17 protein-coding genes are annotated in these 18,647 nt (G+C 57.8%); 8 read left to right on the top strand and 9 right to left on the bottom strand.

Annotated features, from left to right (window positions below):
- Positions 1 to 340: 340 nt before the first annotated feature.
- From ACM3N8_RS03080 to ACM3N8_RS03100, 5 genes are all read left to right on the top strand, one after another.
- Positions 341 to 1,273 carry a ZIP family metal transporter gene (locus tag ACM3N8_RS03080; RefSeq protein ID WP_290016890.1) on the top strand — a complete coding sequence of 311 codons (933 nt, stop codon included), beginning with the start codon at positions 341 to 343 and terminating at the stop codon, positions 1,271 to 1,273.
- 97 nt (positions 1,274 to 1,370) lie between these two features.
- Positions 1,371 to 2,129 (top strand): substrate-binding periplasmic protein, encoded by a 759-nt coding sequence (locus tag ACM3N8_RS03085; protein ID WP_290016892.1) that lies wholly within the window; start codon positions 1,371 to 1,373, stop codon positions 2,127 to 2,129.
- Between the two features lie 140 nt (positions 2,130 to 2,269).
- A complete protein-coding gene (gene mtnN, locus ACM3N8_RS03090) occupies positions 2,270 to 2,962 on the top strand; it encodes a 5'-methylthioadenosine/S-adenosylhomocysteine nucleosidase (RefSeq protein ID WP_290016893.1) in 693 nt (230 codons plus the stop codon).
- Positions 2,959 to 3,909, top strand: a complete 951-nt coding sequence (locus ACM3N8_RS03095; protein WP_290016895.1) for a cobalamin biosynthesis protein CobD/CbiB — start codon at positions 2,959 to 2,961, stop codon at positions 3,907 to 3,909. The genes mtnN and ACM3N8_RS03095 overlap by 4 nt, the downstream gene beginning before the upstream one ends.
- Positions 3,902 to 4,717 carry a cobalamin-binding protein gene (locus tag ACM3N8_RS03100; RefSeq protein ID WP_290016897.1) on the top strand — a complete coding sequence of 272 codons (816 nt, stop codon included), beginning with the start codon at positions 3,902 to 3,904 and terminating at the stop codon, positions 4,715 to 4,717. The genes ACM3N8_RS03095 and ACM3N8_RS03100 overlap by 8 nt, the downstream gene beginning before the upstream one ends.
- Before the next feature lie 111 nt (positions 4,718 to 4,828).
- On the opposite strand, the gene ACM3N8_RS03105 is transcribed toward ACM3N8_RS03100, so the two are convergent.
- The 7 genes from ACM3N8_RS03105 to flaA all read right to left on the bottom strand — a co-directional run bounded on the left by ACM3N8_RS03105 (position 4,829) and on the right by flaA (position 11,967).
- Complete coding sequence (locus ACM3N8_RS03105) at positions 4,829 to 6,916, bottom strand: 6-hydroxymethylpterin diphosphokinase MptE-like protein (RefSeq protein ID WP_172955370.1); 2,088 nt, start codon at positions 6,914 to 6,916, stop codon at positions 4,829 to 4,831.
- A 9-nt stretch (positions 6,917 to 6,925) separates the two neighbouring features.
- Positions 6,926 to 7,225: a hypothetical protein gene (locus ACM3N8_RS03110; protein ID WP_098984376.1), complete on the bottom strand. Its 300-nt coding sequence runs from the start codon at positions 7,223 to 7,225 to the stop codon at positions 6,926 to 6,928.
- Complete coding sequence (gene fliS, locus ACM3N8_RS03115) at positions 7,222 to 7,644, bottom strand: flagellar export chaperone FliS (RefSeq protein ID WP_043136836.1); 423 nt, start codon at positions 7,642 to 7,644, stop codon at positions 7,222 to 7,224. The genes ACM3N8_RS03110 and fliS overlap by 4 nt, the downstream gene beginning before the upstream one ends.
- Positions 7,645 to 7,669: 25 nt before the next feature.
- Entirely contained in the window at positions 7,670 to 9,064 is a 1,395-nt protein-coding gene (fliD, locus tag ACM3N8_RS03120) for a flagellar filament capping protein FliD (RefSeq protein WP_290016899.1), read from the bottom strand.
- Between the two features lie 27 nt (positions 9,065 to 9,091).
- Positions 9,092 to 9,532, bottom strand: a complete 441-nt coding sequence (locus ACM3N8_RS03125) for a flagellar protein FlaG (protein ID WP_098984379.1) — start codon at positions 9,530 to 9,532, stop codon at positions 9,092 to 9,094.
- Between the two features lie 38 nt (positions 9,533 to 9,570).
- Positions 9,571 to 10,476: a flagellin B gene (gene flaB / locus ACM3N8_RS03130; protein ID WP_098984380.1), complete on the bottom strand. Its 906-nt coding sequence runs from the start codon at positions 10,474 to 10,476 to the stop codon at positions 9,571 to 9,573.
- Positions 10,477 to 11,055: 579 nt separating this feature from the next.
- Positions 11,056 to 11,967: a flagellin A gene (gene flaA / locus ACM3N8_RS03135; protein ID WP_098984381.1), complete on the bottom strand. Its 912-nt coding sequence runs from the start codon at positions 11,965 to 11,967 to the stop codon at positions 11,056 to 11,058.
- Between the two features lie 422 nt (positions 11,968 to 12,389).
- Between flaA and ACM3N8_RS03140 the strand changes: the two genes are divergently transcribed.
- Both ACM3N8_RS03140 and ACM3N8_RS03145 read left to right on the top strand, forming a co-directional pair.
- Entirely contained in the window at positions 12,390 to 13,022 is a 633-nt protein-coding gene (locus tag ACM3N8_RS03140; protein ID WP_042865810.1) for a trimeric intracellular cation channel family protein, read from the top strand.
- Between the two features lie 104 nt (positions 13,023 to 13,126).
- Positions 13,127 to 13,519: a hypothetical protein gene (locus tag ACM3N8_RS03145; RefSeq protein WP_042865809.1), complete on the top strand. Its 393-nt coding sequence runs from the start codon at positions 13,127 to 13,129 to the stop codon at positions 13,517 to 13,519.
- An 85-nt stretch (positions 13,520 to 13,604) separates the two neighbouring features.
- On the opposite strand, the gene thiI is transcribed toward ACM3N8_RS03145, so the two are convergent.
- Positions 13,605 to 15,053, bottom strand: coding sequence for a tRNA uracil 4-sulfurtransferase ThiI (gene thiI / locus ACM3N8_RS03150; RefSeq protein WP_043557085.1), 1,449 nt, complete (start codon positions 15,051 to 15,053; stop codon positions 13,605 to 13,607).
- Positions 15,054 to 15,230: 177 nt separating this feature from the next.
- Between thiI and ACM3N8_RS03155 the strand changes: the two genes are divergently transcribed.
- The gene (locus tag ACM3N8_RS03155) at positions 15,231 to 16,190 is read left to right on the top strand and encodes a hypothetical protein (RefSeq protein WP_290016900.1); all 960 of its coding nucleotides are present in this window, start codon (positions 15,231 to 15,233) and stop codon (positions 16,188 to 16,190) included.
- Between the two features lie 114 nt (positions 16,191 to 16,304).
- Here the strand turns inward: ACM3N8_RS03155 and pbpC are convergent, their stop codons facing one another.
- Positions 16,305 to 18,647, bottom strand: coding sequence for a penicillin-binding protein 1C (gene pbpC / locus ACM3N8_RS03160; protein WP_416015882.1), 2,343 nt, complete (start codon positions 18,645 to 18,647; stop codon positions 16,305 to 16,307).

The raw sequence follows: 18,647 nt of genomic DNA on the forward strand, positions 1-18,647 counted from the left end.
GCAGGTGCACTGTGGCGATCACATCCGTATGAGCTGATACCCGGACATTCCTGACGGGAGATGGGACGTTGCGAAAAACCAAGGGAAGGGCTGGTTTCGCGAGGGCGGCACTTTACCACAGATCTGCCTACTCCTTCACCGGATTTCGCGGCGTGAAAGCAAGTTGTTTTTCCGTACAACCGGACTTTCATCACAAACTTTTTATAGCGACCAAAACATATCAAATAGTTAACCGATGAAGGCAATCGGTCAGCGGGCATGGACAAAGCAGGCCCGTCTCGGTGTAATGCAAGACCATGGTGATGAGCCCCCTCATCCGCTGCCAATCGAGGTCATGCTTATGGATAACGCGTCGGCGCTGCCGGTTTCCTCCTGGTCAATTCAGCTGCGCGAGCAGATGCAGGCTCGCCCGCTGACCGCGATCGGCCTGCTCATCGCCCTGGCAGCCGTGTTGTTGCTGCTGTTGCAGAGCCTCATCATGCTGGCAGCTGGCGACATCAGTCCGGGAGCCCGTTATGGCCTCATCGGTGGACTGGCCGGTTTTGCCGCCACCACCCTCGGGGCCCTGCCGGCCCTCTTCCTGCGCGCCGTGCCACAACGGGTGGAAGACAGCATGCTGGGCTTTGCCGCCGGCATGATGCTGGCCGCCAGTGCCTTCTCCCTGCTGCTGCCGGGACTCGAGGCGGCGGAAGGGATCACCGGGGATGGCTTCCTCGCCGCCGCCGTGGTGGTAGCCGGTATGACGCTGGGGGTACTGTTGATGCTGGGACTGGATCAGTTCACCCCCCATGAACATGACAAGACGGGCCCCTGCGGCCCGGGCCATGAGAGTTGCTCCCGGGTCTGGTTGTTCGTGTTTGCCATCGCCCTGCACAACCTGCCGGAGGGCATGGCCATCGGGGTGAGCTTCTCCCAAGGAGACATGTCGGTGGGATTGCCGCTCACCACAGCCATCGCACTGCAGGACATTCCGGAAGGGCTGGCGGTGGCGCTGGCCATGTGCGCCGCCGGTTTTCATCCAGGCAAAGCCGTACTGGTCGCCATCGGCAGCGGTCTGCTGGAACCGCTCGGCGCCCTGCTCGGGGTGGGCCTCTCCAGCGGCATGGCCATCGCCTACCCCATAGGGCTGGGGCTGGCCGCCGGCGCCATGCTGTTTGTGGTCTCCCACGAGGTGATCCCCGAGACTCATCGCAATGGTCACCAGACCCACGCCACCCTGGGGCTGATGGCCGGCTTTGCCCTCATGATGACGCTCGACACCGCATTGGGTTGATAAGATGCTGATAAATAGCCCAATGTCTCATTCGTTGACGATACTGACATAGCTGGCATCGGGATCTCCCCGAGCCTTCATCGAGGGCCTGCATGAGATGAGATCCTGGGTGGCCTCACTGCTTTTCCTGCTTGCCCCTGCGCTCTGGGCAGCCAGTGCCATAGAGGTCTATCACACGGCGGCGCAGCCGGAGTCGGCCCCAAAATACATTGAAAACCCGGATGGACACGTCGGCGGGATCTGCGTCGACCTGTTTCGACTCATGGAGCAGCGAGAGCCCACCCTGCGCATCCAGGGCGATCAGATCTTCCTGCCGCTGAAACGGCTGGAGAAGAGCGTACTGCACGGCCAGCTCGATTTTATCTGTGGCGTCGGCGACAACCCGGCCCGCCGCAACCACTTCATCTATCTGCAACCGCCCATCTTCACGGTGCGCTACCACTTGGCGGTGCGCAGCGACGACCCTATCCATATTCGTCACTGGGACGATGTCAGGGCCCTCGGCAAGGAGGGCATCATCCTCATCAACCATGGCAGCGGAGCCATAGAGCGGCTGCAAGCCATCGGCGGGCTCCTCATCGACAGCGGCGGGATCAACAGCACGGCCAACTACGACAAGCTGCGGATGAAACGGGGGCGCTTCATCTATTACCGCTCACCCGGCTTCGAATTCGATATTCGCCAGCACAGGCTCACCGGCCAGGTGCGCATACTCCCCACCGTCATGGAGGAGACCCCTTTCTACATACTGTTTCATCAACACACCTCGCCCGCACGGCTGGCCCTGTTTGCCAGCACGCTGCAGCAACTGGCCGACAGCGGCGCGCTGACCAGGCTGGTGGAACAATACCGCTGAGCGGGGACACGTCACTTCCGCCTCTTTCCCCTTTTATCTTCCTCCTGACGACCCTCTCGGAATGCTCGGCGCCATCGCCAACTTTTGTTATGATCCACAACAACTTATTCGGCCACGCGGCCATCGAGACGAGGTGAGTGATGAAAGTAGGTATTATCGGCGCCATGGAACAGGAAGTGGCCCTGCTGCGCAGCCAGATGAGCGAGCCAACCACCCTGCAACTGGGCGGTTGCGAGTTCTATCAGGGGATGCTGGCGGGCAAAGAGGTGATCCTGACTCGCTCCGGCATCGGTAAGGTCGCCGCCAGCGTCGCCACCAGCCTGCTGCTGGAAAAATTTGCCCCGGATTGCGTGATCAACACAGGCTCCGCCGGCGGCTTTGCCCAGGATCTGCATATAGGTGACGTGGTCATCGCCAGCGAAATGCGCTTCCACGACGTGGATGTAACCGCCTTCGGCTACGAGATGGGCCAGATGGCGCAACAACCCGCCGCCTTCCCCTGCAACGAGAAGCTGATCGCGGTGGCCCAGGATTGCATCGCCGAGCAAGGCAAACATCAGACCAAAGTTGGCCTCATCTGCACCGGCGATCAGTTTATGTGCAAGCCCGAGGCGATTGCGAAAGCCCGTGCCGATTTCCCGCAGATGCTGGCAGTTGAGATGGAAGGGGCCGCCATCGGCCAGGTGTGCCACATGTTCAAGGTTCCCTACCTGGTAGTCCGCGCCATGTCGGACATCGCCGGCAAGGAACAAGTTGAATCCTTCGACGCCTTCATCGAGGTGGCGGGCCAGCATTCGGCCGAGATGATCATAAAGATGCTCGGCAAGCTGTGATCGACCTCGCCACGCTGGAACAAATGGCCGCCACTCCGGCGGCCATTTTGCTCGGGGCCGCGCTGCTGGAAGCCATACTGCCCTGGCCTGCCCAGTTCAGGCTCTCCGCTCTGGTGCCCCTGCTGACCCGCCTCGGCCACAAGGTACACAGGCCAGATGGCGCGCCCAGGCAGCAATTCCAGGCCGGTCTGCTGGCCTTGCTGGTTGTCTGGCTGCCGTGCGCCGCCGGACTCTGGGCGGTGCGCAACCTTTCCCTCTCGGAGCCGTTGTTTGATCTGCTGTTTCTGCTGCTGATGATAGAGTCGCGCCCGCTGCGAGAGCTGGCCAAGGCCACCCGTTCGCTGGCAAGTCAGGAGACACTAGTGGTTGCCCGGCTGCAGGCCGCCCCCTGGCTCAGGCGCGATACCGGCAAACTCTCCGTGATGGGGGTCGCCAAGGCGGTCAGCGAGACCTGCGCGCTGCGACTGACAGGACAATGGGCCGGTCCCCTGCTCGGGTTTGCACTGGCGGGCGTTCAGGGTGCCCTGCTGTGGCGACTCGCTCAGTTGATGAACCAGGGCTGGAGCCCCAAGCAAGCGGCATTCAGTCACTTCGGCCGTGCCGCTACCGTGCTTTACCAGGGGCTCTGTACCCCCGCCATTCTGCTGCTGGCATTGCCCCTGTGCCTGACCCAGCTGCGCCAACTGGGGGCTCGCCTGCGCACGGCCATACGGTGGCCCTACCCTGCCATGGGCGCCTTGCTCACGCTGCTTTCCCACTCGCTGGGGATCCGGCTGGGCGGCCCACGCTATTACCAGGACACCCTGTTTCGCTTCCCTGTGTTCGATGCAGTGAGCGACCCTGATGCCAGCAGTGCACTGCGCTTGCTCAACCGGTTGCAACAAATTGGCTGGGGCTGGCTGGCACTGGCCGTCCTCTTCACCGCGCTGGAGCAACTGCATGGCTAGGCATGTCGCCCTGATCTGCCTGCTCTGCTGGCCACTGATGCTGCAGGCGGCTGCGCCGATGCGCATCGTCAGCCTAACCCCCCATCTGACCGAGCTGCTGTTTGCCATCGGTGCAGGCGATCGCATCGTCGCCACCGATGATGCCTCCGACTTTCCACCCGAGGTGGCGACACGGCCACACGTGGCCAACTACCGCAGCATCAACCTGGAAGCCCTGCTGGCCCAGAAACCGGATCTGGTGGTGGCCTGGCACTCGGCCCAATCCCGCATGCTGGCTCCCATAGAGCAGCTGGGTATTCCGGTGTTCTACTCCGAGCCCACGGATTTCGCCTCCCTGGCCACGGAAATACGCGCACTGGGAACACGGCTGGAGCTGGAGCAAGCGGCCAATGCCCAGGCTGATGCCTATCTCGCCAGGTTGGCCGACCTCAAGCAACGCTACGGCCAGCCCAAGCATATCAAGGTGTTTTATCAGCTCTGGGATCCCCCCCTGACCAGCGTAAGCGGTTCCGCCTGGCCGGCTCAGGCCATCGAACTGTGTGGCGGAGAGAATGTGATGGCGGAAGCCCGTACTCCCTACCCACAGGTCAGCCTGGAGCAGATCATCAAGGCCAACCCGGCACTGATCCTGGCGGGGAGTCAAGATCCCGACGCCCTGCGTCACTGGCAGCAGTGGCCCATGATCGATGCGGTCAAGCACCAGCGCCTGCAACTCATCAACTCGGACGAGTTGCACCGCTTCACCCCGAGGGCACTCAATGCCGTACAGCAGGTGTGTGATGCCATCGCGCAGTTGCAAACCAAGTAGCAACCAGATCTGGTCATGACACCAAGATATTGAAAACAGAGACGCCGGCATCAGCCGGCGTCTCGTTATGCCTGAACAGGCATCTTTTCAGTAGAAGGCATGGCCTGCTTGTCAGGTATGTTTGAAGACATCAAGCCCGGCGAAGTAGGTAGAATCCTGCCGCTGGAACGCATCGGCATACATGACCTTACTCTCATCAAAGAAGTGACCGAGTATTGCTTCAGCCTCTTTCAGCTTTATTTCAAACTCGTCAGACTCTGCATTCACCAATGCCATCATCAAGCTGATGATATTGGCATAGAAATAGTTTATCGAACCAATCAGTACACGATAGAAATGGCATTCCCGACTCATGAGCAAGTAGAGGAGATAATCATGGTGCCGTTGCATCAGGGCTAATATGGCATTGTGCTCGCACGGCACGACTTGCCAGTCTGCTCGAAGTTTATCTATCAGCTCATCGAAGAGTGGCGCATTGAGCGCAGCATTGAAATCAAAACTGGACATGTCAAAAGGTTGGAAACAACGTTCCATCACCTCATCCATCAAGTGAACTTTATTCAGTTCAGGCCAGAATGGCTGCAGAGATTCGATACGCTGAGGTTTGGCGCCTTCTATATAGGCACCATCGCTGCTGTTGATACAGCGCAAATCAGGATAATCATTCAGTACCCGCTCCATATTATGGATAGCGAGCCCAAACAAATGGTTGATGCGCACCTCGCCACCAAAGTTGCCTGGTGCGGGGAAAGTGTCTTTCAGATCCTCGTCATATTTTGCTTCTTTCTTGTCGTTATAATACAGGCTCAAACTGGAGTGGTGTTTTCCAGCAGACTTGTAACCATTGTCGATGCCGAACAGATAAACCTGTTTGAAACCCAGCAAGGCTGCATAGTTGAGACCTGTATTCCCAACAAACGGGTTGGAAAACTCAATGGAGTCATATTCAAATGCTTGGCCAAAGACACTTATCAGCATGGAGAACATGGGCTCGTTCGGTTTGAACGTCAATCCCGTCTTGCGGAAGAATTCTTTGCACTCAGGGTGGATGACATCAACACTCAGGAAGACGGTATCCTTGATAAAATCATCGGCATCCAGGATACGCAGAAAATCGGCCGAACTCTTGGTTCGCTCTACCGCCACATAGATATCTGGTTTGACTCCTGCCTTGTGAAGCGCGCTGACGGCCGTACCACAGGCGATGATAATGGCCTGCTGCTGGTGCTGCTTGATAAAATCTATGCTCTGGTCCAGAGACGGCCCATTACCTACAACAAATACAGGGACCTGGCTGAATGCAGATGTATCACGCTGCCGCTTGAGGAATGGCGTTCCCTCCTGCAGATGATTATGGCTATGGGCAAGCGCATAAATATTATCGTCAAAAAATCCCCAACCCGTCTTGAGCAAATAGAACTCGCGCTCTACCTGATCTATCAATTCATGTAATTTTGGTGAATGATAATGACAAAACGAGAAATAACTGGCCGACCAGAATGCCCCCTTGCGATGGAGGGCCTCCATCATGTCCGCTACCAGCAATTGTTCATCTACACCGATGAACAGGTGCAGAGTCAGTGACTCTTGCTCCATATACTCAAGCAAAGTATGCCAGTCGAAGCAGTAGAGGGAAGCATAGAACATGTCGAGATCAGGCTCGAAGGCAAAGAGATTCCTTATCTTGCACCGCTCATAGAGATAACCCAGCTGGTAACCCAGACCAATGCCAAACATGAGTGACAATGGAATATCTGAATTCAATACCTTATTTAATCTAAGTCCTTCCAACGCGGCCTTGTCTTTAAGATTGGATATTTCATTGTTGTATTTTATATGGATTTGACCATCGATGTACCACTGGGGAACAAAATCGATGCATTGCAACACACTCTGTTCAATCACTTCGGTTATCTGTGCTTGTGCTTCGACAAGTGGGTCTTCCCCATAGAGTGACACTTGTTCATCAAGCCATAAGACGTTGGGAATACCATTCTCATTGCAGAAGAAGCGAAACGGCCTGACAGGCTGGTAATCTTTGAAAAATTCATGAATGCCAGGCATGTATTTTTCGAAGGCCGCCATATTGAGTTCATAACGGGCAGGCAGCACATCCAGCATGGCGGCCTCCTGCTTTTTTTGCAGTTCGAGGCGGGATAATTCATTCTCGACCTGAGTAATATTTTTATTAAAATCCATTCTATATGCCTAACCTGCATTCAATTTGTAAAGATCAGAGGCTCGACCGGCCTTGGAAAACTGCAGTAACTCTTGTTCTGTCAGATGCTTCGCTTTTTCTACCCAGTCGTGGATGGTTTGAAACTGCAGCAATACTTGTTGCTGTTCCACACTCAATGCAGTTCCAAGTTCAATGTGTTGAAACACACCATCAAGCGCGCTCAAGTAATGAGCCGTCAGCTTGTCTGCCGCAAGCATGTCGCCCTGCTCCAGCAGGGCCAACAGCTGGTTACCATGCTCAATCAGCTCGGATAACGGGACATGGCTCATTCCGGCCGGCCCACTTTTTGCTGAGCCAGCGCCTTGTCACGCTCTTCAACAGGAATCGCATCCCACCCGCTTTTCACGGTCAACATCAGGGCCATCACCTCGTCAACGACGGCGATATCCATGTCGCGGCTGGCATCCATCATCCGTACCTTCATATAGTCATAAAGTGCAAAGAGATCTTCTGGCACCTTGCCATAGGAGAGATCCAGCGAGTCCTGCAACCCGTTGATGATGGCCATGGTTTTGGAAATGGATTGGGACTTGCTCTCAAAATCACGGCGCTCAATCGCACCACGCGCCTGAGCAAGACGTTCGAGACACCCCTGCATCAACAGCTGGATGACGCGATAAGGGTCTGCGACTGCCAGCTCGGATTGCAGACTCTGGGTGGTATAGGCTTTGATATTTTTCCGATACATATGAAACACCGATCCTGACTACAAATTAGCTGCTCTTGGTGTTGAGCAGATTCAAATATGAGGCCGACTTGTTCATCTTGGCCAGCATGCTATCCAGACTCCCGTAGCGGGCACGCAGGGTCTCTTCATACTTGGTCAGCTGGGCCGCGACATCCGACTGCTTGCGATTGACATCGCGCAGATCCGAATTGAGGCTCTCTTCACGTTTGGCAAGCAACCCGCCCGTTTTTGAGTAACTTTCAAGCTGCCCGGCCAACTTGCCCGCCACACCATCCTTGCCACCAAATACGGCAACTACCTGGTCGAAGTTCTTGTCGATAGCCTCATTAAATTTTTCACTATCGAGGGAGAGTACTCCCTTGTTGTCCATCTTGACACCCAACTGGAAGATGGTCGAAAAAGTGGAGGAGTTATTGGAAGGCTCTGTGATCGCACCGCTCATCATGTTGGCCACGGCGCGAGTCGTGGCGTCACCGGCCAAGGCACCGCCATCATTTTGACTGACCCCTGCCACAATCGAGTTGCGTTTGCCAAGGTCACTGCTCTTCTTCACCAAGGCGTTATAGCCATCGATGAAGCTTTTGACCATGTCCTTGATGCCGCCCTTGTCGGTGGTCACGTCAACCTTGTTCGACTTGTAAGTAGTCGTGGTCCCGACCGTGGTACTGTCCGATTCCCTCAACACAGTGAGCTTGAGTCCTGCAATGGTGCCATCGAATGTGTTGGTCGCACTGGTCAGCGTGCTGCCATCCACTTTGATCTGGGCATCTTGAGCAGCTTGTTTTTGGCTCAGCTTGGAGACAAGGTTGTCAGTCAGCTCAGTGGTATTGCCGGTAATCTGCAGATCCTTGCCTGTACCACTGATGCCAGAGTCGATGACAAGTTTGGACTTGCCATCGGATGTGTTCATGATGTTGACGCTCAGGCCGAAGTTGTCACCGTCATTATTGATGCGCTTGCGAATGGATTGCAGCGTATCCCCCGCCTTGACATCCACGTCAAAGGTCTTGTCACCGGCCTTGAAGGTCAGGACACCATCCTGGGTAATAAGAGGGTCGGTGGATTTGTCGAACACACCTTCAAACCTGCTGGTCTTTGCCAATTTTTCGACGGTAATGTCATACTGCCCGTTGGAAGCTCCCGCTTTACTCTCGATTTTGAGGACAGGATTATCCTTGTCCTGGGTGATAGAGATGGCCCGCTTGTTGAAGGCATCATCCTTGGACATCGCCTTGAGCGTGGTCACGAAAGAGGCAATTGCGGATTTCAGCTGCCCAACCCCTGAGAGAGTGATCTGAGTGTTGGTCTTCTTGGTGGTGATAGGCTGCAGCAGCTGTGCCTTCTTGGCATCGACACTGGCAGCAATCACTGACTCCAGGTCGAGTCCCGAACCCGCACCTGCAGAAGTAATCGTGGTCATACTCACTCTCCTCGTAACGCTTGCGTATTAGATCTCTTTATCGAGCAACAACCCGACGCGCGAGCCTCCACCGGCCACATCGCCTTCGCGCAAATCCTTGATCCGTTTGCTGATGGCCAGCAACTCTTCACTGGGTATCTGGCGAATCATAGATTTGGTTTCAGCATCCATCACCTTGATGACGACCTGCTCGAGATCCTTCTCAACACTGAAATTTACTGTCCATCCTTGCAACTTACTGAACTCCTGCAAGTTTTGAACCTCTTTTTCAACATCAATCTCGGAGGTGTCCTGCTTGCTGCTTTTTTCTTCAGCTTTGACCTCTTGCTGTTTTTTCACATCCTGTGCCGTCACCCGCTGCTCTTCTGTCGTGCCAGATAGCACTTGAGCGGCCGATTGGCCGCTCTTGCTACTTGACTGAAGAGAAGAAGGAGTGACCGATGACGGGATTCCAATTTCATTGGCCATATCGTCGCTCCTCTTTCTATCTCATCACAGCCTGTCTGTTAACCCAGCAGGGACAGGGCAGATTGCGGTCTTTGGTTGGCTTGCGCCAGGATGCTGGAGGCAGCCTGTTGCAGGATGTTTTGCTTGGTCAGGTTGGCCGTCTCAGTCGCGAAGTCTGCGTCACGAATACGAGAGCGTGCTGCACTCAGGTTCTCGGAGACGTTGGACTGGTTGCGAATGGTCGAGTCAAAACGGTTCTGCACCGCACCCAACTCTGCCCGCTTGCTGTCAACCGCCTTGATCATGAAATCAAGGTTGGCCATGGCGGTCTGGGCATCCTTAGCAGTACTGATGCTGCTTACACTGGTGGAAGTCACAGCAGTGGTGCCCTTGGTTACCGTGTAGGGTTCACCGGTAGCGCTGGTTGCAACGGTAGCACTGCCCTTGGTCGATGACGCAATACCGCTGATCGTGAAGGCAGATGTCATCTTGAAGGTGATGGTCTGACCGGCATCGGCACCGACCTGGAAGGAACCTTTGTAGTTGCCATCCAGCAGTTTTTGACCACCAAAGGAAGTATCGGTGGAGATACGGTCGATCTCTGTGGTCAGCTGGTCGAATTCCTGCTGCAGTGCTGTACGGTCGTCAGTGTTGTTGGAACCGTTGGCCGATTGCTGGGCCAGGGTACGCATACGCTGCAGCATGGAGGTGACTTCATCCATGGCGCCTTCAGCGGTCTGAGCAACAGAGATGCCATCGTTGGCGTTGCGGTTACCTTGATCCAGGCCATTGACTTGTGAGGTCAAACGGTTGGAGATCTGCAGACCGGCTGCGTCATCCTTGGCGGTGTTGATACGCAGACCTGAGGCCAGTCTGGTATAGGACGTATCCAGGGACTTGTTGGTGTTCATCAGGTTACGCTGGGCGTTCAGTGATGAAGTATTCGTGTTGATATACATGGCCATAAAATATTCTCCCGAAGAACATGCGACTGCGGGTTGCGCCGCCAAAGCGACGTCCCACCGTTAGAAGAACAGGTTGAACAATCCTGTGTCTTCTGGCGGGTGTCTGTTTGAACGAACAGGCCACCCGCAGTAGTGCAAACGTTGGATTCCGAACACCCCTCGATTGCTTCACTTTATTTAACGGCCGCATGGACACAAGCTTTAGGAAAATAATTGCCGAAGGCGGCAAGTTTTATCCGGCAAGCGGCAAATCGCAGGCATCAGAAGACTCGCCATGTGACGTCAGGCACCATGACGACATGCACACAGGAGAGATTGGTTTTGGCACGGTTTGTGCTTGCTATGATGGAGTGGCGTCAATTTGACGGCACAATAAAAAAGAGGCCGGAAAATCCGGCCTAAAATGAGCATATGCTCAGGAGAATACGACCAAGGGTGACAGAACTGAACAGCTGGACAACACTTGGCATTAGTAATAGAGAATTGATTCTCTCCCGATAGAACAGAGTGCAAACCCGAACACCCCTTTGTTCCATCTCTTGACCAGGGCGGCCTGAACAACCGCCCTGTTTTCTTTTGTTAGCCCTGCAGCAGCGAGAGGGCTGACTGAGGACGCTGGTTTGCCTGTGACAGTATGGTCGATGCAGCCTGTTGCAGAATGTTCTGCTTGGTCAGGTTGGCGGTTTCTGTCGCGAAATCTGCATCACGGATCCGTGAGCGGGCCGCACTAACGTTCTCGGACACGTTCGCCTGGTTGCGAATGGTCGAGTCAAACCGGTTCTGTACCGCACCCAATTCAGCTCGTTTGCTGTCCACAACCTTGATCATGAAGTCCAAGTTGGCCATGGCCGACTGGGCGGAACTTGCTGCAGTGATGGTCGACATACTGGTGGAGCTGACCGGTGTTCCCGCCGTCTTGGTGATTGCATAAGGTTCACCTGAGGCAGTGGTCGCCACAGTCGCACTGCCGCTGGTTGCTGAAGCCATGCCCGAGATGGTAAAGGCTGTGGTCATCCGGAAGGTAATGGTCTGACCCGCATCGGCACCGACCTGGAAGGAGCCCACGTAACCGCCCTTGAGCAGGTTCTGGCCACCGAAGGTGGTGTCTTTGGCCACGCGGTCGATTTCAGTCATCAGCTGGGAGTACTCTTGCTGCAACGCGGTACGGTCATCCGTGTTGTTTGAGCCGTTAGCGGATTGCTGAGCCAGGGTACGCATCCGTTGCAGCATGGAGGTCACTTCGTCCATGGCGCCTTCAGCGGTCTGGGCAACGGAAATACCATCGTTGGCGTTGCGGTTACCTTGATCCAGACCATTGATCTGGGAGGTCAAACGGTTGGATATTTGCAGACCGGCGGCATCATCTTTTGCGCTGTTGATGCGCAGACCAGATGCCAGGCGGGTGTAGGAAGTATCCAGAGATTTGTTGGTGTTCATCAGGTTACGCTGAGCGTTGAGCGATGAAACGTTCGTATTGATATAAAGACCCATGACCATTCTCCTAAGCTATTAAATTTACTATCTAATTTGCTCGAACTTTATTGTCTTTCATGTCCGATGCGTCTTATTTAACGGCCTCTTTTTCGATGTCTTTAGCATTATTTTTAACGCTTCATCGCATTAACGCCGCTTACCCTATTTATCGGCACATTCTCGCAGGACTTAAGGGAAAAAATTCAAAAAGTGCCCCTTATCAGCAGGATGCAGGCACAGGCGGAGGACAATGAGAAGCACAGCCCCCTTGCCAGCTGCGGCTCCCGCCTCAAGCCAGCAGCCACGTCCCCTCTGCCTCCCACCCATCCCGCCTGCAAAAACTTGGTCTGGCTCCCACTTTTGCAGGCAGCCATTGGTCAGATGCTGGCCCAGCCCCTAAAATCGCGGCCCCATCAACAATTGGACGTGAGTTGTTCTCCATGCAGACACTGGTTGAGCAGATTGTTTACATCAGCGACATGTTTGGTACTGCGGTATTCGCGTTTTCTGGCGTGCTGGTTGCGGGGCGGCTCAGGATGGATGGCTTCGGCGTCATGGTGCTGGCAGCCGTCACCGCCATTGGTGGCGGTACCATACGTGACATGATCCTGGGGGCCACCCCCGTGTTCTGGGTGCGTGACCCTCTCTATATCTGGGTCGTTATCGCCACGGCGCTGATCGGCATGTGGATGGTCAAGCTGCCCCGTCGCATGCCCTGGTATGTGCTGCCGGTGGCGGATGCCTTCGGGCTGGCCCTCTTCACCGTGATCGGCACCCAGAAGGCCCTCAACTTTGGTTCCCCCGGCCTGATTGCCGTGATCATGGGAACCATGACAGGGGTGGCTGGCGGCATGATCCGCGATGTGCTGGCCCGGGAGGTGCCCATGGTGCTGCAAAAGGAGATCTATGCCACCGCCTGCATCCTGGGCGGCATCCTCTACACCCTGGCGCTTGAGGTCAATATGGACAGGGTCACCGCCATGCTCATCTGCATGACGGCCGTGTTCGGTTTGCGGGTTGCCGCCATCTACTGGCACCTGTCACTGCCCACCTTCTCGCTGCAACGCCATTGATATCCAGGCCGGGGGCGCCATGTCGCACTCCCGGCCTCGTTACGTTGAACCAAGCAGGCTTTTCTGTTGTCATAGGATCCAGTCGTTGTAAGCCGGAATCCCTCATGCAAAAACTTGGGCTCATCACTTCCCTGTTACTGATGAATGTGGCAACGGCGCAAGCCGATGCACAGGTACTGTTCGGACGACTGGCTTCTACCCCGGTACAGCAGTTCAACCAGCAGATCCGCCAGGCAAGCACTGCCCAGCAAACCTGGGTCAATGATTATCGTGAAGTGGCGCTGCGTTTCGTCGGCCACAGCGACATACCCAGTCGTATCCAGGCACAACAGCTGGACAACGATCTGGTGCTCTCGGTGGCCCTCGATGGCAACAAGAGCGACATGATCTACATCCTGACCCTGTTTCGCAGCAACAACCTGTGGCAGATGCGGCAAGCCGAAATGGGCTGGCGCTGTCAGGGGCAATCGACCTTTACACCCGTCCCCTGCCCCTGAGCCGCGCACGACGTCAGGATGCAATCAGCGTGAAATAAAAAAATCCGGCACATTGGCCGGATTTTTTTATGGAAAGCGCATGCCGTTACGGGCGGTACACCTTCACATTGTCAAAGCCCTTCTCTTTCAGATAGAGCGCCTGCAGCTTGCTCATCACACCGCGATCGCAGTAGAGCAGGTAGGTCTTCTCTTTTGGCAGATCACCAAAGGCGGTGGCCAGCTTGAAGAAGGGAAGGTGCTGTACCTCGCGCCCTTCCACCACCAGCGGCTTCTCGTCGCGCTCATCACTGGAGCGGATATCCAGGATCACCTCATCGGCGGCCAGCACTTGCGTGGTCTCCACCTCCTGTACCTCGGCGGCAGTCTCTTCACCGATGCGGCGGATGTCGAGGTAACGGGCCTCGGAGACCACCTTGTCCAGGATGGCGAAGTCAAAGTTGGCCTCTTCAGCCTCTATGTTGGACAGCACAGCCTTGATGGTCGGCTTCTTGGAGATGACGCCGCAATACTCCGGCATGGTTTCGGCAAACTCCAGGGTGCCGATGCGGCGGGCTTCGCTGATGATGTCCGGCTTGTCCCAGGTGATGAGCGGGCGCAGGATCACCTTGTCGGTCACCCGGTCGATGACGTTGAGGTTGGTGAGGGTCTGGCTGGAGACCTGACCCACGCACTCCCCCGTCACCAGCGCCGGGATCTGGAAGTAGTCGGCAACCTGACCGGCGGCACGCATCATCATCCGCTTGAGCACCACGCCCATCTGACCGTTGTCGATCTTCTCGAGGATCTCGGCCACCACGGGTTCAAAATCGATGGCGGTGAAACGCACCTTGTGGGAGGCACCAAACTTGTTCCACAGGTAGTAGGCCACCTGCTTGACACCGATCTCGTGGGCGGCGCCGCCGAGATTGAAGAAGCAGTAGTGCACCCGGCAACCGCGCTTGATGAACTGGTAGGAGGCCACGCCCGAGTCAAAGCCGCCGGAGAGCAGGCTCAGCACATCTTCCTGAGTCGCCATGGGGAAGCCCCCCATGCCGTGGTGAACGGCGCTGATGATGTAGAGCTCGTCATTTTCCACTTCCAGGTTGACCTGGATATCGGGCTTCTTCAGACGCACACCGGCGGTTTCGCAATGCTGATTGAGGCCGCCGCCCACATAACGCTCCAGCTCCAGCGAGCTGAAGTCGTGCTTGCCGACGCGGCGGGCACGCACGCAGAAGGTCTTGCCTTTCAGGCGATCGCCCCAGACGGCGCGGGTCTGCTCGAAGATGTCGTGCAGGTCGGTAAAGTTGCTCAGCTTCACTTCGAGGAAATACTGGATGCCCGGGATGCAGGCCAGCGTCTCCAGATACTGGGCGTGGAACTGATCGTTGCGGGAGCTCACTACCAGCTTGTCCCAATCCATCCGTACGCGGGCGTCTTCGTCGAAACGGCGCAACACGTTGCGAATGTTGCCCTGCAACATCTTGGTGAAGCGCTGGCGAACTGACTTGCTCTTGATGGTGATTTCCGGGAACAGCTTGATAATGAACTTCATGGTTTTGACTCGGGTGGCCTTGATTTAAGGGCGCGAATTATATCAGAACTTTCTGGCCGGCGCCTACTGGATGCGCGTTTGCTCACATTCCCCCACGCAACGTTTGCGACGCGGCGGCAATCTTGCGTATATTCCCAAGCCTGCGCCCTGGCAACCCCCTGACAACAGACTGATCCGATGAAGACCTATATCTACTACCCCGGCATGGAGGTACGCGACGAGCTCTGGCTCAAGTTTGCCCTGCTCTATCTAGAGCGACTCGCCTTCGTCTTTACCGTCAGTGAAAAGAGCGGCCTCACCGCCCTGCTCCATACCCTGGAAGAGCAGACCGATCTGCTGGCAGAGCGGCCTGAGCCTGGCTTCTTTGCAGACATCACCCCGCAGCTGGAGAGCCAGCTCGGCGGCCTCATAGCCCCTGACTTCACTCGCCACAAGGTGTTCGGCAACAAGGAGCTGATCACTCGCTGGCGCCAAGGCGCCAACCACGACTGCTTCTGCCCGACCCAGGCCGGTCTCGAGCGGCTGCACGGCTTTTGCCTGACTCACGGCTTTGCTACGCAAGATGAGGGGGGGATCAGGATGGCGCGGCGCTTCGCGAATCTGCTCTCCATGCGCCTAGCCCGTGAGTGGGCACTCGCCAATGAGGGTGCCCTCATCACGGATCACGACTATCTGGACCGGCTGCTGCACCTGCTCGAATCCCGCTACCACAACCGGGGCGGGCAGGACTGCTTCCACCTCGAGATACCATTGCAAGTGCCCACTCACCTGAGCGAGATCCCGTTTGCCGAGCTGATTGCCCTGCGCGCCCGCAGCGGCTTTCGCCAGCAGCTGGCCGAGTTTCATCAGGCCCTCGATGCCCTGCTGGCCATGCTCGGCAGTGGCTATGCCGAGCCAACGGCCCTGACTCGTTTCGAGCTGGCGCAGCAAGGGCTCAATCAGCTGCTGGGGCCAGAGACTCAAAGCCTGCCGCTCACCACGCTGGTCAGCACAGGCCTGCCCGCCATGGCGATGATCCACCAGCTCAAGGCGAGCCACCCAAAGAGCAGCCTCATCTTCCATCCCATCAAGAAGAGTCATTTTCACCAGCGCAAGAGCCAGCACTTCTTCACCCGGCTGGGGCAAGTCAAACCCTGAGCCCGCCGGCCGCCAACAGGGTCCAACGGGATCGGATCACCGTCTGATCCCGTCTTGGTGACATGAGGCGCCGTCAATATTCTGGCGCTTGGTCAGCGCGGATCAGGAGTCTCCTCAGGAGGGGTTTTCCAGCCGAAATTCGACTCTGTCGCTGTTGCCCGCCTCATCCACCACCACCAGCTGGTAGCGTCCCGCCTCGCTCAATACCTGATCCCCGTCCCAACGCAGCCGCTGGCCGTTGAGAAACCAGAACGGCTTGCCCACGCCACCCAGCACCCTGGGTTGCAGGCGATAGCGCTGGCTGCGGATAAGGTTGCCCTCCCCCAGCGCCACGATGCGAATGGGCGCCTGCAGATCGGCACTCTGCCCCTCCCCCGCGCAATGGCTTGCCAGCAGCGCCGTGCGCCGTTCCCCCGGCGCCCGCCAGGGTTCCAGCGAGAGCGGCCAGAGTGCTCGCCAGCTTGAATGGGTCGCATCACTGCAGCGCGCCAGGGTGGGGTTTCCCTGCTCGGTCAGCGCCACCTGGCGCAGCGGCGAGGGCCAATCCATGGGGTCCGGCAAGGTGGGGGGATCCCGCTCATCCAGCAGCCAGGCGCTCTGTTGTTGCAGGCAGGCCTCTGGCAGGGTGGCACTCACCCGCCGCCCGAGCGGCCAGCAGATGTCGGCCTCGCTCACCGTATTGGGCTGCGCCGGCAAGGGGCTGTTGTCCCCCAGCCGCGAATAAACGGAGAGCAGCAGCGGCACGGCCGCGCTCTGGCCGTAAAAACCGGGCAAGGGGGTGCCGTCCGGGCGCCCCAGCCAGACACCAATGGTCCAGCGACCGGAGACCCCCAGCGCCCAGCTGTCGCGATAGCCGTAGCTGGTGCCCGTCTTCCAGGCCAGCCGGTTGACCCGGCCGGTCGCCTCGCTGGCAAAGGGCTGATCCGCCCGCCCCTGCGCACTCAAGATCTGCCAGACGATCCAGGCGGCGCCCGGGCTCAGCAAGGGTCGCGAGACCGCCTGTTGTCCCGCCAGCCAGACCGGCATCGCCACCTGTCCCTGCCGGGTGAGCGCACTGTAGAGGGCCACCAGCTGCTCCAGCCGAATGCCCGCCGCCCCCAGCGCAATGGCGGGGTTGGGCTTGTCGGAGAGGGCCAGCCTGACCCCGGCGTTGTCCAGTCGATTGACCAGGGTAGCTGGCCCCAGCGCCTCCAGTACCTGCACGGCCGGCACGTTGAGAGATTGCTGCAGCGCCCGGGTCAGGGTCACGGGTCCCTGAAAGGCCCCGGTAAAATTGGCGGGTCTATAGTCGGATCCCAATCTGGGGGCATCGGAGAGCAGGGAGGCGGAGTGCACCAGCCCGGCATCGAGCGCCAGACCATAGATGAACGGCTTGAGGGTGGAGCCGGGGGAGCGGATCGCCTGCACCATGTCGAGGTAGCCGTGGCGCCTCAAGTTGCCGTACTCGGCGCTGCCCACGTAGGCGCGCACCGCCATGGTTCTGTTGTCCACCAGCAACAGGGCGGCGGAGGTCTGCTCCGGGAAACGGCGGATATAGCTCTCCACCCGCGCCTCAAGCCAGCGCTGCAGATCCCCGTCTATGGTGGTGTGCACCAGGGCCCCCGGCTGGCTGTCGGCGGCGAGGCGGGCAAACAGCGGCGCCTCCATGGGGGTGAAGTGGCCGCGCGCCAGCACGGGTTCGATGCGCCCCTCCGTCCAGACTGCCGCTGGCCAGGCCCCCTGCCTGACCAGTCGCTGCATCACCTTGTCACGGGCGGCGCGGGCGCGATCCGGGTGCCTGTCCGGCCGGTAACGGCTGGGTGCCTGCGGCAGCACCGCCAGCAGGGCGGCCTCGGCATGGGTGAGTTTGGCCGCACTCTTGCCCAGATAGGCAAAGCTGGCCGCCTGCACCCCTTCGAGGTTGCCGCCAAACGGCGCCCGATTGAGGTAAACGGTAAGCAGGGTGCGCTTGTCGTAGTGCCACTCCAGTTGCAGCGCCCGCGCCATCTGGCGCAGCTTGCCGGGCACGCTCCTGTGATAGGGTTCGATGAGGCGGGCCACCTGCATGGTGAGAGTCGAGCCCCCCGAAACAGCCCGCCCATAGCGCAGCCACTGACCGATGCCGCGCACCATGGCCACAGGGTTGACCCCGGGATGGCGCCAGAAATAGCGATCCTCGTAGCCCAGCAGCGCCTCTATATAGCGGGGGGAGACCTGCTCCAGGGTCACGGGATAGCGCCACACCCCGCTGGTATCGGCGAAGGCCCGCAGCGGCCGCCCCTTGATGTCGAGCACCACCCGCGCAAAGGCGGGATCCAGCGGTGGCGGCGGGAAGGCGCGATCCAGCACCAGCAACAACAGGATCACGCCAGCCAATAACAGCCCAGTCAGGCGCAGCCAGCGGGGTAGATGCCGCAGCACAAGCCAAGTCTGGCGCAACCACAAACGGCCACGTTGCCAGAAGGTGGCCGGGAGAAT

Source organism: Aeromonas sp. A04, assembly GCF_047780465.1.
Lineage (GTDB): Bacteria > Pseudomonadota > Gammaproteobacteria > Enterobacterales > Aeromonadaceae > Aeromonas > Aeromonas bestiarum.

What these genes read in the sequence shown, in the direction of transcription:
- ACM3N8_RS03080 (WP_290016890.1), top strand. Translation starts at nt 341, where the DNA reads ATGGATAACGCGTCGGCGCTGCCGGTTTCCTCCTGGTCAATTCAGCTG.
- ACM3N8_RS03085 (WP_290016892.1), top strand. Translation starts at nt 1,371, where the DNA reads ATGAGATCCTGGGTGGCCTCACTGCTTTTCCTGCTTGCCCCTGCGCTC.
- mtnN (WP_290016893.1), top strand. Translation starts at nt 2,270, where the DNA reads ATGAAAGTAGGTATTATCGGCGCCATGGAACAGGAAGTGGCCCTGCTG.
- ACM3N8_RS03100 (WP_290016897.1), top strand. Translation starts at nt 3,902, where the DNA reads ATGGCTAGGCATGTCGCCCTGATCTGCCTGCTCTGCTGGCCACTGATG.
- ACM3N8_RS03105 (WP_172955370.1), bottom strand. Translation starts at nt 6,916, where the DNA reads ATGGATTTTAATAAAAATATTACTCAGGTCGAGAATGAATTATCCCGC.
- ACM3N8_RS03110 (WP_098984376.1), bottom strand. Translation starts at nt 7,225, where the DNA reads ATGAGCCATGTCCCGTTATCCGAGCTGATTGAGCATGGTAACCAGCTG.
- fliS (WP_043136836.1), bottom strand. Translation starts at nt 7,644, where the DNA reads ATGTATCGGAAAAATATCAAAGCCTATACCACCCAGAGTCTGCAATCC.
- fliD (WP_290016899.1), bottom strand. Translation starts at nt 9,064, where the DNA reads ATGACCACGATTACTTCTGCAGGTGCGGGTTCGGGACTCGACCTGGAG.
- ACM3N8_RS03125 (WP_098984379.1), bottom strand. Translation starts at nt 9,532, where the DNA reads ATGGCCAATGAAATTGGAATCCCGTCATCGGTCACTCCTTCTTCTCTT.
- flaB (WP_098984380.1), bottom strand. Translation starts at nt 10,476, where the DNA reads ATGGCCATGTATATCAACACGAATACTTCATCACTGAACGCCCAGCGT.
- flaA (WP_098984381.1), bottom strand. Translation starts at nt 11,967, where the DNA reads ATGGGTCTTTATATCAATACGAACGTTTCATCGCTCAACGCTCAGCGT.
- ACM3N8_RS03140 (WP_042865810.1), top strand. Translation starts at nt 12,390, where the DNA reads ATGCAGACACTGGTTGAGCAGATTGTTTACATCAGCGACATGTTTGGT.
- ACM3N8_RS03145 (WP_042865809.1), top strand. Translation starts at nt 13,127, where the DNA reads ATGCAAAAACTTGGGCTCATCACTTCCCTGTTACTGATGAATGTGGCA.
- thiI (WP_043557085.1), bottom strand. Translation starts at nt 15,053, where the DNA reads ATGAAGTTCATTATCAAGCTGTTCCCGGAAATCACCATCAAGAGCAAG.
- ACM3N8_RS03155 (WP_290016900.1), top strand. Translation starts at nt 15,231, where the DNA reads ATGAAGACCTATATCTACTACCCCGGCATGGAGGTACGCGACGAGCTC.